Origin of the sequence: Enterobacter sp. KB-280D8, from assembly GCF_041399405.1 — a bacterium.
Lineage (GTDB): Bacteria > Pseudomonadota > Gammaproteobacteria > Enterobacterales > Enterobacteriaceae > Enterobacter > Enterobacter cloacae_N.
On sequence record NZ_JBGKEC010000002.1, the window covers coordinates 665,026 to 680,827 of the forward strand.

Below are 15,802 nucleotides of genomic sequence, written 5' to 3' on the forward strand. Positions count from 1 at the left end.
CGTTACGCCTTGTCATCGTCATACTTAAACGTGAGAAGGAAAATCAGCGCGATCGCCGCGGCAGCCACCGCCGGGATCCACCAGAATGTCACCCACGCCTGCGGCACGGTCTGCCCGGCCACCAGGCGGTTATAGAGCGCGCCGGAAATCTGCGAGCCGAGCAGCATGCCGATGCCGTAGGTGAACATGACGATCATGCTCTGGGCCTGGCCTTTCACCTTCTCGCCCGCCACGCGGTCGGTGTAGATAAAGCCGACGACAAAGAAGAAATCGTAGCAGACGCCGTGGAGCAGGATGCCGAGATACAGCAGGATGCGCCCCTCCTCGCTGACGCCCAGCGCAAACATGGCGTAACGCACGAACCACGCCAGCATGCCGATCAGCAGCATCACCTTCACACCCAGGCGGCGGAACAACAGCGGAATGACCAGCATGAAGACGATCTCGGACATCTGCCCGAACGACATGGCGGTGCTAACGTCGGCAATTCCGGCATCCGCGAGATACGAGGCGGTGTAGGCGTAGTAGGTGCCCAGCGGAACGGAGATCAGCATCGCGCAGACGGAGAAGACGAAGAAGTGGCGGGTTTTGAGCAGCGCAAAGGCATCCGCGCAGAAGAGATCGCGCACCTTGACCGGCAGGCCTTTCGCCGGGGCTGGCGTGTGCGGCAGCGTCAGGCTGTAAAGCGCCAGCAGCACGGAGCTGGCCGCCGCCACCTGGAAGATGGTGACGCTTGCCGCCACGCCGGTAACGCCGATGAAAATACCCGCCACGATCCAGCCGATGGTGCCGAACACGCGCACCACCGGGAAGGTTTTATCCACGTTCGCCAGGCTGTGAAACGCGATGTTGTTGGTCAGCGCCAGCGTCGGCATGTAGCAGAGCGTGTAGCCAAACAGCAGGCCAATCAGCAGCGCGCCGTTTTCGGCAATCAGCGCGCCCGGAACAAACCACAGGATCGCCGCCCCGGCGAGATGCATCACCGCCATTACCTTTTGCGAGGCAAAGAAGCGATCCACCAGCATGCCAAGCACGAACGGCGAGAGAATAGAGGCGATTGGCCCGGCGGAGAACGCATCGCCAATCAGCAAAGACATGTTGTGCTGAGTCATCACCAGGCCGAGCGTGACCGACCAGCTACCCCAGATAAAAAACTGCAAAAACATCATCAGCGACAGCCGCGGAACCAGCAGCCGGTGCTGTGCTATCGCCTTCCCACTACTTTCAGTTGTTGACACCATGATGAGCCTCACCCTCAAAAGTAATCGATTACAAAACAGTTCAAGTAAAAAGTAATCGATTACAAAACAAAGATCCTGTGGATCGAAACAGATTTGGGAGGGGGGTCACGATAAAGCTCGTTGTATGACAAAACGAGACGTTCTGATTGTAGCTATAGCCAATAGGCTATAAAATAATACAGCGAGGAAGCTACAGGAGAAACGATGTGGAATGTCGAGACAACGGAAAGATTTGATGAATGGTTCTTTGAACAAACAACAGCATTAAAAGAAGATGTGCTGGCAACAATGCATATTCTTGCTGAATTTGGCCCGACGCTTGGGCGGCCATACGTAGACACCGTGAAGGGTTCAGCCTATGCGAACATGAAAGAGTTACGGATTCAACATGCGGGAAATCCCATCAGAGCTTTTTTTGCTTTTGATCCCGACCGTAAGGCAATTGTGCTCTGTGCTGGAGACAAAACCGGTTGCAATCAAAAACGGTTTTATGACGAAATGATTACGCTGGCTGACGTTGAGTACAGCAGACATCTGGCGGATAAGGAGGCCATATGGCAACGCTAAAAGAACTCATGGCACAACAGAGCGCGGAAAGTCAGGAGCGGATTGCGGCTAAAGTTGAAGTGATGCGCAGAATTGTTGCCCTGAACCAACTGCGGGAAGAGCTCAATGTTTCGCAAACAGAGCTGGCCGAGGCAATGGGGGTAAAACAACCCACTGTGGCAAAAATCGAACAGCCGGGAAACGATCCCCGGCTTTCAACGCTCAAACGTTATGTCAGCGCGCTAGGCGGTGAAATGAGCATCGATGTGACGTTACCGAATGGGAAACGGATCGCGTTTCAGATTTGATACTGCAGGTGGCTGCTTCGCCTGACCGGGCGTGAAGGCAGGTGCGGTCTGGTGCCCTCACCCCGGCCCTCTCCCACAGGGAGAGGGAGAAAACCGCGCTACTTTTTGCGCGAGAGCTTAAATGCGATAAACAGGAACACCACCCACACCGGCAGCAGCATTGCCGAAAGACGCATCTCATCCATGGTGCACATCAGCGCCAGGATCAGCCCCAGGAAGGCGATACAGATGTAGTTCCCTGCCGGGTAGAGCAACGCCTTAAACTGCGTCTCGCGTCCCTTGCGGCGCATCGCGGCGCGAAAGCGCAGGTGCGCCAGGCAGATCATGATCCAGTTCAGCAGCAGCGTCGCGACCACCAGCGCCATCAGCAGGCCAAAGGCCTGTTTCGGCAGCAGGTAGTTGATCAGCACGACCAGAGAGGTAATCGCGCCGGAAAGGAATAGCGAATTCACCGGCACGCCGCGACGGCTAACGCGGGTGAGAAACTTCGGCGCGTTGCCCTGCACGGAGAGGCCAAACAGCATGCGGCTGTTGGAGTAAACCCCGCTGTTATAGACCGACAGCGATGCCACCAGAATGACGAAGTTCAGCGCTGAAGCCACCACATTGCTGTTGAGATCGTGGAAAATCATCACGAACGGGCTGCTGTCGGACTTCACTTCCAACCACGGGTAGAGCGCCAGCAGCACCACCAGCGAGCCGATGTAGAACAGCAGAATACGGTACACCACCTGGTTGACCGCTTTCGGAATGCTTTTGTGCGGGTCGCGCGCTTCGGCAGCGGTGATGCCAATCAGCTCCAGCCCGCCGAAGGAGAACATAATCACCGCCAGGGAGAGAATCAGCCCTTTCCAGCCGGTCGCGAGGAAGCCCCCGTGCTGCCACAGGTTGTCGATAGTGGCCCGCTCGCCGCCGTGGCCGGAGAACAGCAGCCACAGGCCGAAACCGATCATGCCGATAATCGCCAGCACCTTGATCAGCGCAAACCAGAACTCGGTTTCGCCATACAGGCGCACGTTCACGAGGTTAACGGCGTTAATGATGATGAAGAAGGCCGCCGCCCAGATCCACGTTGGCACGTCCGGGAGCCAGTACTGCATGTAGATGCCTGCGGCGGTCAGTTCCGCCATCCCCACCAGCACGAACATCACCCAGTAGTTCCAGCCGGAGAGGAAGCCGGCGAACGGGCCCCAGTATTTATAGGCAAAGTGTGCGAAGGAGCCTGACACCGGCTCTTCAACGACCATCTCGCCGAGCTGGCGCATGATCAGGAAGGCGATAATCCCGGCGATAGCGTAACCCAGCAGAACCGCCGGGCCGGCCATCTGAATGGCGGGGCCGATGCCGAGAAACAGCCCGGTACCGATCGCGCCGCCAAGAGCAATTAACTGAATATGTCGATTTTGCAAACCACGTTGCAGCGTCGGATTCTGATCCGACGAGGCTTCAGCGCTACCATGGCCTGAAGCGGATGACGCGTCTTTCACGCCCTACCCCTGTCTCTTTTTTAGAAGGGGCACGTTTTAACACTTCATGCTGGTGGTAGCAAGTTTAACGCCGGGCCAGCGCGTGCGCCCGGCGGATAAACGTCATGACCCGATGATCCCGCCGTCCGCTTTGGTAATCACCACCGTTGACGAACGCGGGCGTCCGTTCAGGCTGGCGTCCGGCCAGTTAGAGACGGCGCGCGGATTGGCCGGGTCGGTAATATCATCCCCGCCCTCCCCCGGATGCTGAATGTTGATAAACAGCGTCCGGTTGTCCGGCGTAAACGCAATGCCGGTAATTTCACACCCGCGCGGCCCGGTCAGGAAACGGCGATACTCGTTGGTGCCCGGAATGGTGGCCACCATCTGGTTATTGCCCATCCCCTCGTAGGCTTTCTTATTAATGGTGCTGGAGGAGACGTCGGTCTGGATCCACAGGACGCCCTGATGATCGAAAGAGAGTCCATCAGGGCTGCCGAATGCCGCGCCCTGCATGGAGCCTTTGGCCTTCGGATCATCGCTGTCGGTCCGCCCACCCATCACCAGAATATCCCACTTAAAGCGCGTGGCGGCAGGATCGGTCCCCTCTTCGTGCCAGTGCATGATATGCCCAAACACGTTGTTGGCGCGCGGGTTGGCGGCATCCACCGGCGCCTTGCCCTCTTTCCCGCGATCGCTGTTGTTGGTGAGCGTACAGTAGACGCTGCCGCTGGCGTGCGGATCGACGGCTATCCACTCGGGACGATCCATTTTGGTTGCCCCCACCGCGTCGGCCGCCAGGCGGGTTTTAATCAGCAGATCGCCCTGGCTTTCAAACCCTTTGCTTTTATCCAGACCGTTTTGCCCGAAGATCAGCGGCAGCCAGTCGCCGCTCCCGTCCTCGTTGAACCTGGCGACGTACAGCGTGCCGGACGTCAGCAGCTGCATATTGGCTTCACGGTTCGCGGGATCGTATTTTTTATCCGAGACAAACTTATAGATGTACTCGAACTTCTGATCGTCACCCATATAGACCACCACGCGGCTGTCGGCGGCGAGCGTGACGGCCGCCCCTTCATGCTTGAAGCGGCCCAGCGCGGTGTGCTTGCGCGGGGTGGAGGTTGGGTTGTAGGGATCGATCTCCACGACCCAGCCGAAACGGTTCGGTTCGTTAGGGGTTTTATCGACGCTGAATCGCTCATCCACCTCGTTCCAGCGGTAGGATTCGTCGCTGTCGCTGATGCCGTAGCGTTTTTCCAGCGGGTTACGATCGGCTTTTTTAACAAAAATATCCGACCAGTTCTCCTCGCAGGTGAGATAGGTGCCCCACGGCGTATGGCCGTTGGCGCAGTTTTGCATGGTGCCCAGCACGCGTTCACCCTGCGGGTCGGCGGCGGTTTTCATTAAGTCCTGATGCCGGGCCGGGCCGGTAAGCTGCATCGGCGTATTGACGGTGATGCGGCGGGCATATGAAGAGGGGCGTACCACCTGCCAGTCGCTGCCCGTTTTTTTCACTTCCACTACCGAGACGCCCATCGCGTTCTGCCCCTTGCGGGCTTTGTCGAGGCTCCAGTTCGCCGTACCGTCGGTAAACAGCATCCCGTTGTCGATGTATTCATGGTTCATTGCCAGCAGGCCATGATCCGGGTTTTGCTCCCCCTGCGGCAGACTAAACCACGCCATGCCGTCGTGGTGCATGCCCGCCTGTACGGCCTGTTCGTCCGTGGTGTTGCTGGCGTCCGGCTTAAAGGCCGGCATGTTGTTCTTGATCCCCGTCGGGTCACCCCAGCGATAGAACGGGCGGGCAATATAGCCTTCCGGCACCCTGACCGTATCTTCCGTGGAGACGTCGATACTGGTAAAGCCCAGGGAAACCGCTTTTGCCAGCGCGGAAGGCTTCGATACCGCGGCAACGGCATTTTCGGGTTTGATCAAAAAGGGGAATGAAACGGCAGCGCCCGCGACGGCACCCATCTGGAGGAAACGGCGGCGGGAGAGGAACACCTCTGCCACCTCGGAGAATACCGGGTTAGCGCTGCGATTAGCGATATCGTCGCGATGTTCTTTTTTAAAAACGGATTTGAGGGGTCTGCCCATAGCGGCTTCCTGTCATTGGCCAAGAGGTAAGGATGTGGCGACCAGTGTAAGAAGCTTTTATTACAATTTTATAACACTGTGACGGAAGGATGGGGGCATCCGTGCCCCGGATAACGAGGTGGAACGCTTAGAACTCGTAGCCAACCGAGACCTTAAAGGTCCGCGGTTCGCCCTGAGTGATGTAGGTACCGGAGTCGTCCACGCTGGCCCAGTAGTTTTCGTTGGTCACGTTATCGATACCCGCGCGCACGGTCATCTGGTTTGCGTTGTGGTTCACCGCGAAGCGATAGCGCATGCCCAGATCCAGCGTGGTGTAGCTGTCGAGCTTTTTGCTGTTCGCGAGGTCGGCATACTGCGTGCCGGAGTGGTTCACCCGCGCGGTCGCCGTCAGGCCGTCAACCGGCTTGATGTCGTACTCCGCGCCCAGCACGGCGTAGAAGTTCGGAATACCGATCGCATCGTTGCCCTGGTTCACGCCGTTTTTGGTTTTGGTCAGCTCCGCCTGCAGCCAGGTGGCGCTGGCGTTCAGGCGCATCCCGAGCATCGGCTCGCCGAAGACGTTCAGCTCCACGCCACGGTTACGCTGCTCCGCATCCAGGCCGTAGTGATTGTTAGCATCGAGGATCGCCGACGGCATTTTGATCTCAAACAGCGCCAGCGAGCCGCCCACGCGGCCGAAGTCCGCCTTCACGCCCACTTCATTCTGCTTAGAGTGAACGATGCCGGTGCTCTGACCGTAGTTGGTGGCGGTGTTAGGTGCGGTTTTGCCCGGCTGCAGCGCTTCGGTGTGGTTGGCGTAGAGGGAAATTTCCTCCCACGGTTTGTAGACCACGCCGTAGGTTGGCATCCAGCGGCTGCCGTCGAAACCGTCCGCGTCGTTCTCTGCGCCGGTGATTTTGTTATACCCGCGAACGACCACTTTCTGATGGCGCGCGCCTGCGGTGAACAGCAGCTTGTCGTCAAGCACGCCCAGGGTATCGCTCAGCAGCCAGCCCTGGGTGCGGGTGCGCCCGCTGGTCAGCGGATCGCTGTATTTGCCGCCGGAGCCGTTGAAGTTAGTGCTGTCCGGCATATCGACGCCGGTGTTGTGATAGATGTTGGTGGTCGGGTTATCCTTCGCCGCCGACATTTTCCACGCGATTTTTTCGTTTTTAGTCATCGCGGAATACCCGACGTTCACCTTGTGCGAGACGAAGCCGGTAGTGAAGTTACCGCGAATACCCGCCATGCCGCTGACGGAATCGCTGATGCGGTTGGTATCCAGACGGCTGACCGTCGCCTTGCCACTCTTGTCCACCAGCTTCGGCGCGCTGTAGATCCCTTCTTCATGCGCGTGCTGCGCGCCCAGGCCGGTATAGGCCGTCCAGTTATCGGTAATGTCGTACTCGCTGCGCCACATCCCGAACTCGTTTTCGATATCGCTGTAGGCCCACTTCTGCGAGAAGTTCCGATCGTTTTTCGGCGGTTCAGGCACGAAATCCACCGCCGAGATGTTGACGCTGGTCGGGCTGCCGTGGAAGGTTTTTTTCTGATAGCCCAGGTCCAGCGAGGAGCGGAAGCGGTCGCCTTTGTAGTCCAGGCCGGTGGAGAGCAGCGTGGTGCGGCGGCGATCGTTCGGTACGCCGGTTTCCCCTTCACGATGGACGAGGTTCACACGTGCGCCGAACTGGTCGTTATCGCCAAAGCGACGGCCTGCATCCAGCGTGGTGCCAATCTGGGAGTCCGAGGTGTAGTCCGCGCCCACTTTCGCCTGGGGGGTGTCGCCCGCGTGTTTTGGCTCAAGGTTGATCATCCCGCCCACGCCGGAGCTTGCCGCGCCGTTCATGAGGGAGTTTGCCCCTTTGAAGATCTCGATGCGGTCGACCATCTGGGCATCCACCACCTGACGCGGCAGCACGCCGGACAGACCGCCAAAGGTCATGTCGTCGCCGTCAAACTTCAGGCCGCGAATGCGGAAGGTTTCAGCGCTGTTGCCGTACCCCTGAACGAACTGCACGCCCGCGTCGTTGGCGACCACGTCAGCAATGGTTTTCGCCTGCTGATCTTCCACCAGCTTCGAGGTGTAGCTGATGATGTTGAACGGCACGTCCATGGCGTTCTGCTGTCCGAGCATCCCCATGCGTCCGCCGTTCGCCACCTGCCCGTCAAGGAAGGCCGGCACCAGCTGGTCGCCGCCGGGTTTGAAGTCGCCGGCAGGTGCAGACTGCACAACAATGGTGTCTTCTTTTTTATCCTCCGCCGCGCAGGCGGAATGTGTAACCGCGCCAATGGCGAGTGCCAGCAGCGTTTTGTGCATTTTGGTGTTGTTCATCGTTAACTCGTTTGAAAGTGCGCGCAAAAATGACCCGTTGGCGGGCCTTAGAATGTATTAGTTGCAATGCAAATGAGAACTATACGCATTATCTATACTTTGGCAAGCGCAAATATGCGCAAGATCCAGCTCAAAAAAGTGCGTGATAAAGGGGCCCCCTCATCCTTTAGCACAGTAAAACGCGGGAGTATTTCCGAAGATGAAGAGGTAGGAAGCAGCGTTTACCGGAACGAGCTGTATACTAATGCCATGGTCGCGTTGACGGAAAAAATCGGGAATAGAGTGACGAAAAGGTTCGTCTTTTTTCGGGCGCTCGTTTGTATCACTGGAAATCATAATAATTCGCCCTTCTTCGCGCCAGTAACGGAAGGCAATTTTATTGCTGATGGCAACCGTTTCGTGACCCGCCTGACTGTATTCTCCGGTGGAATCGTAACTGCCAGCACCATTATTAAATGTAAACGTCATGAGGGCATCTAGCCGCGAACTTTCATCAACAATAATGAGATGACTCTCACAGGTAAAATGATTCCGCTGATAATGCGTATACCAGGCATAAAAAAGTGGCGCGATAATCATCAACAGGATGAACAACCAGCGCACACTCCGGCTAGTCATTTTCATGGTATTGCTCCCTGTACAAAATGGAATCACATTGTGCACCAGCAACCTCAGGCAATTTATCGCACACAATCACCGACGTTCCATTTTGATAACGGTTGAGCGTGATATAGGCCACCCCACCGGCGTTGCACTGAATGGGATAACGTTTGGTCAGGCCAATATATATCCGCTGACTTTTTATTTTGTCATACCAGGAGGAATAAACGTCGCACCCTGCAATATTGCCTATCGGTTGATAGGTTTCAAATCCGGCGCGTTTTTCATGCAACTGTTGATAGAGAACCATACACGAAAGGATAAATAACACCGTAGCGACGCCATACGCTATTTTCCCTGAGAGAAAGCGGAAAGGGTTATCTGCTACACGCGGTGTCGGCACGGAAGCTTCAGTTTGCAGGTCGGCTGGCGAAGCCGCGTCCGTCGCGATAAAGGTGTCGAGTGTACCTGTCTGAATTTGAGCAACCGACTTAAACCCCGCTTTGGGTACGGTTTGCACAACATTATCTGCCAGACCCGCCATCTTAAGGGCCTTACGGATAGAGGCGATAGTCTGGTAGAGGGCGTTGGTCGAGACAACTGCACCCTGTTTTTCCCATACCGCTGAGAAAAGATAACGTTGCGTAAGCACCTCACCGTTGTGTTCAACCAGCTGTAGCAGGCACTCGCTAACCGGAGCATGCAGGAGCACAGCGCGCTCAGGGTAGCCCGAAAGTGAGCACAGTCGACGCAGCTCAGGCTCAAAAAGCACGGTGCCGTTTATCAGAAAGACGGGCTTCATGACGCACCGGCCGTTAACGCGCAGGGATTTTGTACATTCATCATTATTATACTTTCACATCCGTATCCGTTTTCTGATTCAGGAATTAGTTATTTATTATCAACGAATTATTGGTTTTCACTCCCCATTCCCTCTCACCTCAAGGATCAACTTAATCAGTATAAATCATTTATCTTCACTCCTCTTTGCTGCAGAGGAATCGTAACCTATGCGGTATCGAAAGGGCGCTATCAGGCTTCTCATTACCTGGTAGTGTCCACAGAAAGAAATGCTGAATCTTTTTCAAAATTTGCATTTTTATGTTGAGCGGTCGATTGCACATCGATTCTCAGAACAAACAAAAGAAAAATGAAAAGCATCTGGCGTTTTATTCCAAAAATACAACTTATATCGACAAAAACTCCATGCCAGGGTGAGGTACAACCGGTTTCTCATAGCGCACAGGGATGTGTATTGGAAAGCATTTATTGCAGCCATATAATCCACCCTATAAACGGTATGGATTATCTCAGCGCTTATATGTAGTGATGCAAGTTCGTCTTCATTTAATATGGGTATTAGATATGGGTTATCGTCTATATGGGTTTATGATCGGTGATGACATTCATTTTGATATTTCTAACCGCAGACTCTACCGCCTTACTGGCATCCAGAGTGATAAAAGTATTGCATTTGCCTCTATTTATTTTAATGAAACGATGCTCAGGCTTTTCCTTTATTTGTTGATGAATGGCAGAGCCCAGCCCATCCCTAAAGAAGAGCTCTTTGAAGAAATTTGGGAGGCGCATAATCTGAGCCCCTCCACACAACGACTGTGGCAGGTTCTGCGCAATCTCAACAACAAACTGAGTATGCTAGGGTTACCAGAAAATTTTATTCGCAATATTAAAGGGTGTGGTTACATCATTAATTATTCGGATGTTATCCCCGTTTATTACAGAATGAGCGAACTCCCGGCTCATTCTGTTAAAAAAGAGGAGAAGACAGATAGCCTGAGTGAGTGATGTCAACTCAGGTTCTTGCCCTGAGCACTCACGTGTGAGGGGCTTTTTTTTATCATCTCTCTGCCTCAGCATTTTTTTCGTTAATGATTTATTAGCACTGTTGTTTGGTTTATACCAACACTGGAATTTTATATATGAGCATAATCAACCATTTTGCCAACTTGAAAGTTCGTAAGAAGTTATTCTTTGGTTTTTCTCTCGTGCTGCTCGTGACGATTATTATTCTGATTTCAGGTTTGCTGGGTCTCAGCAACATTCAGGATAAAGTCGAAAAGAACGGCCATACCACCGACCTGTTTAACGCCCTGACGCAGGTTCGCTTAGGGCGGACGAATTTTCAGTACACGCTCGACCAGAAGTACCTTGATCAGACCAACGCCGCCTCCCAGCGCATGCAGAGCATTGTCGCCAGTATGGAAAAACTGTCCTGGTCCCCGGAAGGAAAAAAAGCGCTGGACGATACGGCAAATGCGGTGAACAGCTACGTCGCCACCCTGCTGCCTTTCACAAAATCCCTTTCTGAGAAGAAAATCAGCGAACAGAAACTGAGCACTCAGGGACTGTGCGATAACTCCGGCCTGGCTTCCACGCTCAGCCGAAATGGCTCGCTGGACGCTTCGCACGCCTTTGTGGCCGCTCAGATTGCGTTTGTCATGAGCGACATTGATTCTCAGGTTACCCTCTATAAACAGCATCCTACGGATGCGTTAATGAAAGGGATCCGCGCGCGTCTGGACATCGCAAAATCGGACACCGAACAACTGCTTTCGGTTGCTACCGAGGAACAAAAGGTCTGGCTGCAGTCAGGCCTGGAAGACATGCAAAACGTCGCGGCAGAGTTAATAAATTACCAAAACGTCTGGAATCAACAGTCGACACTCTCCGATACCTTAACCGGTAAAGCGATAACGCTGACGCAGGCCATCCAGACATTATTTAGCCTGCAGCAGAAAAAAGTGTCTGATACGGTTGATAGCGTTCAGATACAGATGGGCATCGTTGCTGCCATCGGTCTTGCGCTTGGTGTCCTCTTAGCGATGGGCATCACCCTGTCCATCACCCGTCCGCTTAATGAGACCCTGCGTGTTGCAGAGCAAATCGCCCAGGGCGACCTCACCAGCACACTGACCAGCACACGTCGTGATGAGCCGGGTCTGCTGATGCAGGCCGTTGCGACCATGAATGCAAACCTGAAAAACATCATTAATGACGTACGCAATGGGGTGGATAGCGTCGCCCGTTCGTCTTCAGAAATTGCCGCAGGCAATATGGACCTCTCTTCGCGCACCGAACAGCAGTCAGCCGCCGTCGTCGAAACCGCCGCCAGCATGGAAGAGTTGACTTCTACCGTCGCGCTCAACGCCGAGAATGCTAATCATGCGCGCCAGCTGGCTGATGAAGCCGCGCAAAATGCGACGGAAGGGAGTCAGATCTCACTGAAGGTGATCGATACGATGAAAAACGTGCGCAGCAGTTCGCACCGCATTTCAGAGATCACCACCGTGATTAACAGTATCGCCTTCCAGACCAATATTCTGGCGCTAAATGCCGCCGTTGAGGCCGCCAGAGCGGGCGACCAGGGTAAAGGCTTTGCCGTGGTTGCCGCAGAAGTGAGAACCCTTGCTCAGCGCAGCGCGCAGTCAGCAAAAGAGATTGAAAACCTGATTAACGAATCGGTCGTGCAGGTGGATACCGGCTTTAGTCTGGTTGAAAGCGCAGGGGATGCGATGACGAAAATAGAGACATCCGTGGCGCAGGTGCGTGACATTATGAACGAAATTGCCGCCGCCACTGATGAGCAAAGCCGCGGAATTTCGCAGATTGCCCAGGCGATGGCAGAAATGGACACCACCACTCAGCAAAATGCCGCCCTGGTGGAAGAGTCTTCCGCTGCGGCAAGTTCGCTGGAGGATCAGGCCGTGCAGCTTGAAAAAGTGGTGTCGATTTTCCGTGTGTCAAACGGGCACAAACCCCGCCAACGAGAAAGCCAGCTAACCGCCAGCGTGACCCCTATTAAACGATCTTCTTCCCATGACCAGGATGACTGGGTCAAATTCTGATAACCACCGCGCGGCTGTCCGGAGAGGGCGCCGCGCGCTTAAGGCTCACGATGATAACCACAACAAAATTAACCTCAGGATGGTTCACCCGCTTCAATGCACTGTTGGCCCGCCTGCTTACCCTCTCCCCGGAAAGCACCCTGAGCGCGGCCATCGAGAAGCGCGAGATTGTGCCGGTTTACCAGCCCTTCTTTAACAGCCAGACGGGCACTATCGCGGGTATCGAGGTACTCGCTCGCTGGAATCATCCTCTGTACGGTCCCGTGTCTCCAGATACATTTATCCCGCTGGCAGAGAAACACCGGCTTATCGCCCCGCTAACGCATCATCTGATTCAGCAGGTCATTGCCGATCTTCAGCATCGAATTCACCTTTTCCCTGACCGGCTTTATATCAACCTTAATCTGAGCGCCCGTAACTGCCTCGATCCGCGCTTCGAGACGGATACGCTTGAGCTTTTGCAAAAACTCGCGTCGAGCCAGGTCCAGCTGGTTATCGAAATTACGGAACGCGATCCGCTGCATTTCACTCCTCAGTTAAGCGAATGGTTTGCAACGCTCCGACAAGCCAATATCTCCCTGGCGTTGGATGACTTTGGGACCGGCTGTTCCAACATCTCTTACATTCACGCGCTAGACCCCGAATTCATCAAGATAGACAAACTGTTTGTCAGCCAGATTAGTGAAAATGGCGATACCAGACTGGTGGACAGTCTTATCGAATTGGCGAAAAAAATGCACCTGAGGATTATTGCCGAGGGCGTAGAAACAAAGGCTCAGGCCGACTATCTGCGCTTAAAGGACAGCGATTTTTTGCAGGGTTACTATTTCGGTAAGCCTATGAAGATCGATGAACTCGTCGGAAAAGTTAATGCTTGCTGAAGGACAGCCACTCTGCGTTGGGAGCGGCTGCAATGACATTATTTCTAGTTCTCGGTGTCGTGAATATTATTGTGAATCACGAGGGAATAGGATCCTCATCCTGTCATTACTCTCATTATCGCTTAGATAATTTTAACAGGCAGCGTCTCCAGCGTACGGAGAATCAGGCTTCGATTCGACCATTTCGCGTCTCCCACAAGAGAGATCGTCCCGCGTTCGCTTAAGGCCATCGCCAGCGTTTCAGCCTGACACTGCGCCAGCAGTTGCCCAATACACTGGTGTACACCGGCGCCAAATCCCAGCTGTCGCTGCGCGTTCTTGCGGCCGGGAATAAAGCGCCACGCCTCTTCAAAGACGCTTTCATCCCGATTCGCAGAGCCGAGGCATAATAAGATGTTATCCCCGGCTTTAAGTTCGCGCCCCAGAAACTGCACGGGAGCTGCAACCCTTCGTCTGCCCATCTGCAGCGGAGACTCAAAGCGCATGGTTTCACTGACGATCTCTTTCATCCGGAGAGTGTTATTTCTGACGCGTTCCTGTAGTTCAGGATGCTGTGCCAGCATATACACCAGGTTTCCGGTTAACGCTTCGCTGGTTTCACTGCCGCCGATAAGCATCGTGACGCAGTCGGTGCTAAACCGTGCGGCAAGCGCATCCCGATCGCCGCCATATCCTTTCAGAAGGCTGCGATAAAAAAGCGAGTCGTAACCCTGCCCGTGCGCCTGTGCAAGTTGTCGAAAACTGTCATCCAGACGGGAAAGCGCCACGACCAGCCGCTCAAGTCCCTCTCGATCGATGGCGCTGGGATCTAATAAGAGCCGGATGGCATTTTTCTCTTGTTCTACCACCTCCTGCTGCGCTTTCGGCAGGTTGAGCCAGGCGGTAAACAGTTTTCCCCAGAGCGGCGCAGCAAGCTGGCTTATGCCGTCAAATGTGCCGGTGGTTGTTAAATCTGCCACCACTGAATGCGACTCCTCAGAAACAAGCCGGGTTAGTGCCGCCCAGGATTCGCCGGTAAACAGAGCCTGCAGCGCCTGACGGTGCGCGCGATGCACATTTCCATCTTCAAACAGCACAATGCCGTAGAGAAGATCCCGTAAAGGAGGCGAGAGATTGAAGCACTGTTTTTCCATTTCGGTATGAACATCTTCAGGTATGCCCGAAGAGACGAACGCTCGCTCTTTTAGCGCCTGATAAACATCCTGATAGCGGGTAAGCACCCACGTTTTACCGATTCGCGCCACCGGCTGGTGGTGTCGCATATGCTGATAGACGTTATGAAGATTTTCCTGAAAGACAGGTGAGGCGGGATTAAACCGAAGTGCTTTGTCGACATATGCCACAGGTGGACCCTCATCGCAGGATTAATCACCTTTCAGTAAAGCAGGGATATGTTTCAGTTCAAATATTTCAGTAAAGGATAAGGATAATGGCACGCCCTGTAGGATTCGAACCTACGACCTACGGCTTAGAAGGCCGTTGCTCTATCCAACTGAGCTAAGGGCGCACTGAGAAGAGTGTACTTCGCGGTGGTGAAACGCGAAGAATTATACGGTCAATGGCAGGTGAGTCAATGCCTTTTCCGTTTTCCGGGGCAATTACCCCTAGCCGATTGTAAATACGGCTATTTTCTCAACATTTCTCCCTGTTTCACCGTAAAATTCAGCACTGCGAAAAGGCTTAGTTGCATTTAAGTAACGCCTGCTGTTTTCCGGAACGTCAGCTCGTCACACTAGAGCGAGGTATCCCGGCCGCCTGGAGGCTGACAGACAACAGGATAATGGAGTGACAGCGCACAACCCGTTCGATACGCCCCCCCGGTTACACGACATTTCTCAGGACATCGTCGGCATCAAACTGGAGCCTGTCGTCGCCCTCACCTCTCAACGACGGGTTGGCGTGGAGGTACTAAGCGTCCTGTCAGACACATGCTACAGCGAGGATTTTTTCCGCCATCAGCCAGCAGGCTGGTCAATGACGCTGCTTGAAGCGCAGCTTGCCGCACTAAAAAATACGCCGCACGGTCATAACCTTTTTATTAATTTGCCGATAACCGTTCTGACAGAGCCAGCGTCTTTTCAGCGGCTCATCAAACTGAAAAACACGCCGCTGAATATTGAGATTGTTGATCCCCCTGTTTTTCTGACGTTCTCTGCCGCACAGATGCAGAGCGCCATTCAGAACATGCGGACACTCCGGCAGCAGGGGCACAGTATATGGCTGGATGATATTGACGAAATTATCATTCAGCCGTTTTTATTTTGTCGGTTACCGTTGAGCGGCATCAAAATTGATAAGGACGCATTCTGGCGTTTACGCGCCACGCCTGCGCTGAGGCAACTGGTTTCACGTTGCTTTCAGCTGGCCGGGAGCGTGCTTATCGAAGGTATTGAGACTGAACGCGATCGCACCTGGGCACTGCAGGCAGGCGCAGATTTCGGCCAGGGGTATTACTGGCCGTCCTGGACATGGCCGGAGGATTAAAA

Annotated in this window: 13 protein-coding genes and 1 tRNA gene; 6 read left to right on the forward strand and 8 right to left on the reverse strand. The window is 54.3% G+C overall.

All coding sequences use genetic code 11. The features are described 5' to 3' along the window. Nucleotides 1-2: 2 nt before the first annotated feature. Nucleotides 3-1,241: an MFS transporter gene (locus AB8818_RS08660; protein ID WP_116341381.1), complete on the reverse strand. Its 1,239-nt coding sequence runs from the start codon at nt 1,239-1,241 to the stop codon at nt 3-5. Between the two features lie 204 nt (nt 1,242-1,445). Between AB8818_RS08660 and AB8818_RS08665 the strand changes: the two genes are divergently transcribed. Beyond that, nucleotides 1,446-1,808, forward strand: a complete 363-nt coding sequence (locus AB8818_RS08665) for a type II toxin-antitoxin system RelE/ParE family toxin (RefSeq protein ID WP_163330534.1) — start codon at nt 1,446-1,448, stop codon at nt 1,806-1,808. Beyond that, the gene (locus AB8818_RS08670; RefSeq protein WP_116341386.1) at nt 1,796-2,095 is read left to right on the forward strand and encodes a helix-turn-helix domain-containing protein; all 300 of its coding nucleotides are present in this window, start codon (nt 1,796-1,798) and stop codon (nt 2,093-2,095) included. The genes AB8818_RS08665 and AB8818_RS08670 overlap by 13 nt, the downstream gene beginning before the upstream one ends. A 98-nt stretch (nt 2,096-2,193) precedes the next feature. Here AB8818_RS08670 and pheP read toward each other — a convergent pair whose 3' ends face one another. The 5 genes from pheP to AB8818_RS08695 all read right to left on the reverse strand — a co-directional run bounded on the left by pheP (nt 2,194) and on the right by AB8818_RS08695 (nt 9,371). Further along, a complete protein-coding gene (gene pheP / locus AB8818_RS08675) occupies nt 2,194-3,582 on the reverse strand; it encodes a phenylalanine transporter (RefSeq protein ID WP_192983348.1) in 1,389 nt (462 codons plus the stop codon). 102 nt (nt 3,583-3,684) lie between these two features. After that, on the reverse strand, nt 3,685-5,658 hold the full coding sequence (locus AB8818_RS08680) for a PhoX family phosphatase (RefSeq protein WP_192983351.1): 1,974 nt from the start codon (nt 5,656-5,658) through the stop codon (nt 3,685-3,687). Between the two features lie 127 nt (nt 5,659-5,785). Continuing rightward, entirely contained in the window at nt 5,786-7,969 is a 2,184-nt protein-coding gene (locus AB8818_RS08685; protein WP_192983353.1) for a TonB-dependent siderophore receptor, read from the reverse strand. Between the two features lie 159 nt (nt 7,970-8,128). Beyond that, nucleotides 8,129-8,593 (reverse strand): hypothetical protein, encoded by a 465-nt coding sequence (locus tag AB8818_RS08690; RefSeq protein WP_192983355.1) that lies wholly within the window; start codon nt 8,591-8,593, stop codon nt 8,129-8,131. Next, nucleotides 8,580-9,371 carry a winged helix-turn-helix domain-containing protein gene (locus AB8818_RS08695; protein ID WP_192983357.1) on the reverse strand — a complete coding sequence of 264 codons (792 nt, stop codon included), beginning with the start codon at nt 9,369-9,371 and terminating at the stop codon, nt 8,580-8,582. The genes AB8818_RS08690 and AB8818_RS08695 overlap by 14 nt, the downstream gene beginning before the upstream one ends. A gap of 563 nt (nt 9,372-9,934) precedes the next feature. Between AB8818_RS08695 and AB8818_RS08700 the strand changes: the two genes are divergently transcribed. The 3 genes from AB8818_RS08700 to AB8818_RS08710 all read left to right on the forward strand — a co-directional run bounded on the left by AB8818_RS08700 (nt 9,935) and on the right by AB8818_RS08710 (nt 13,316). Next, entirely contained in the window at nt 9,935-10,375 is a 441-nt protein-coding gene (locus tag AB8818_RS08700) for a transcriptional regulator (protein WP_192983359.1), read from the forward strand. A gap of 134 nt (nt 10,376-10,509) precedes the next feature. Beyond that, nucleotides 10,510-12,435, forward strand: coding sequence for a methyl-accepting chemotaxis protein (locus tag AB8818_RS08705; protein WP_192983361.1), 1,926 nt, complete (start codon nt 10,510-10,512; stop codon nt 12,433-12,435). 50 nt (nt 12,436-12,485) lie between these two features. Continuing rightward, nucleotides 12,486-13,316, forward strand: a complete 831-nt coding sequence (locus tag AB8818_RS08710) for an EAL domain-containing protein (RefSeq protein ID WP_192983362.1) — start codon at nt 12,486-12,488, stop codon at nt 13,314-13,316. A gap of 122 nt (nt 13,317-13,438) precedes the next feature. On the opposite strand, the gene AB8818_RS08715 is transcribed toward AB8818_RS08710, so the two are convergent. Continuing rightward, nucleotides 13,439-14,659: a cytochrome P450 gene (locus AB8818_RS08715; protein WP_166710347.1), complete on the reverse strand. Its 1,221-nt coding sequence runs from the start codon at nt 14,657-14,659 to the stop codon at nt 13,439-13,441. Nucleotides 14,660-14,746: 87 nt separating this feature from the next. Beyond that, nucleotides 14,747-14,823: transfer RNA gene (locus AB8818_RS08720), tRNA-Arg, on the reverse strand. A gap of 278 nt (nt 14,824-15,101) precedes the next feature. Between AB8818_RS08720 and AB8818_RS08725 the strand changes: the two genes are divergently transcribed. Further along, a complete protein-coding gene (locus AB8818_RS08725) occupies nt 15,102-15,800 on the forward strand; it encodes an EAL domain-containing protein (protein WP_166710324.1) in 699 nt (232 codons plus the stop codon). Nucleotides 15,801-15,802: the final 2 nt, after the last annotated feature.

Coding starts and splice junctions, on each gene's coding strand:
- AB8818_RS08660 (WP_116341381.1), bottom strand. CDS start 1,241: ATGGTGTCAACAACTGAAAGTAGTGGGAAGGCGATAGCACAGCACCGG.
- AB8818_RS08680 (WP_192983351.1), bottom strand. CDS start 5,658: ATGGGCAGACCCCTCAAATCCGTTTTTAAAAAAGAACATCGCGACGAT.
- AB8818_RS08690 (WP_192983355.1), bottom strand. CDS start 8,593: ATGAAAATGACTAGCCGGAGTGTGCGCTGGTTGTTCATCCTGTTGATG.
- AB8818_RS08710 (WP_192983362.1), top strand. CDS start 12,486: ATGATAACCACAACAAAATTAACCTCAGGATGGTTCACCCGCTTCAAT.
- AB8818_RS08665 (WP_163330534.1), top strand. CDS start 1,446: ATGTGGAATGTCGAGACAACGGAAAGATTTGATGAATGGTTCTTTGAA.
- AB8818_RS08670 (WP_116341386.1), top strand. CDS start 1,796: ATGGCAACGCTAAAAGAACTCATGGCACAACAGAGCGCGGAAAGTCAG.
- AB8818_RS08705 (WP_192983361.1), top strand. CDS start 10,510: ATGAGCATAATCAACCATTTTGCCAACTTGAAAGTTCGTAAGAAGTTA.
- AB8818_RS08700 (WP_192983359.1), top strand. CDS start 9,935: ATGGGTTATCGTCTATATGGGTTTATGATCGGTGATGACATTCATTTT.
- AB8818_RS08685 (WP_192983353.1), bottom strand. CDS start 7,969: ATGAACAACACCAAAATGCACAAAACGCTGCTGGCACTCGCCATTGGC.
- AB8818_RS08695 (WP_192983357.1), bottom strand. CDS start 9,371: ATGAAGCCCGTCTTTCTGATAAACGGCACCGTGCTTTTTGAGCCTGAG.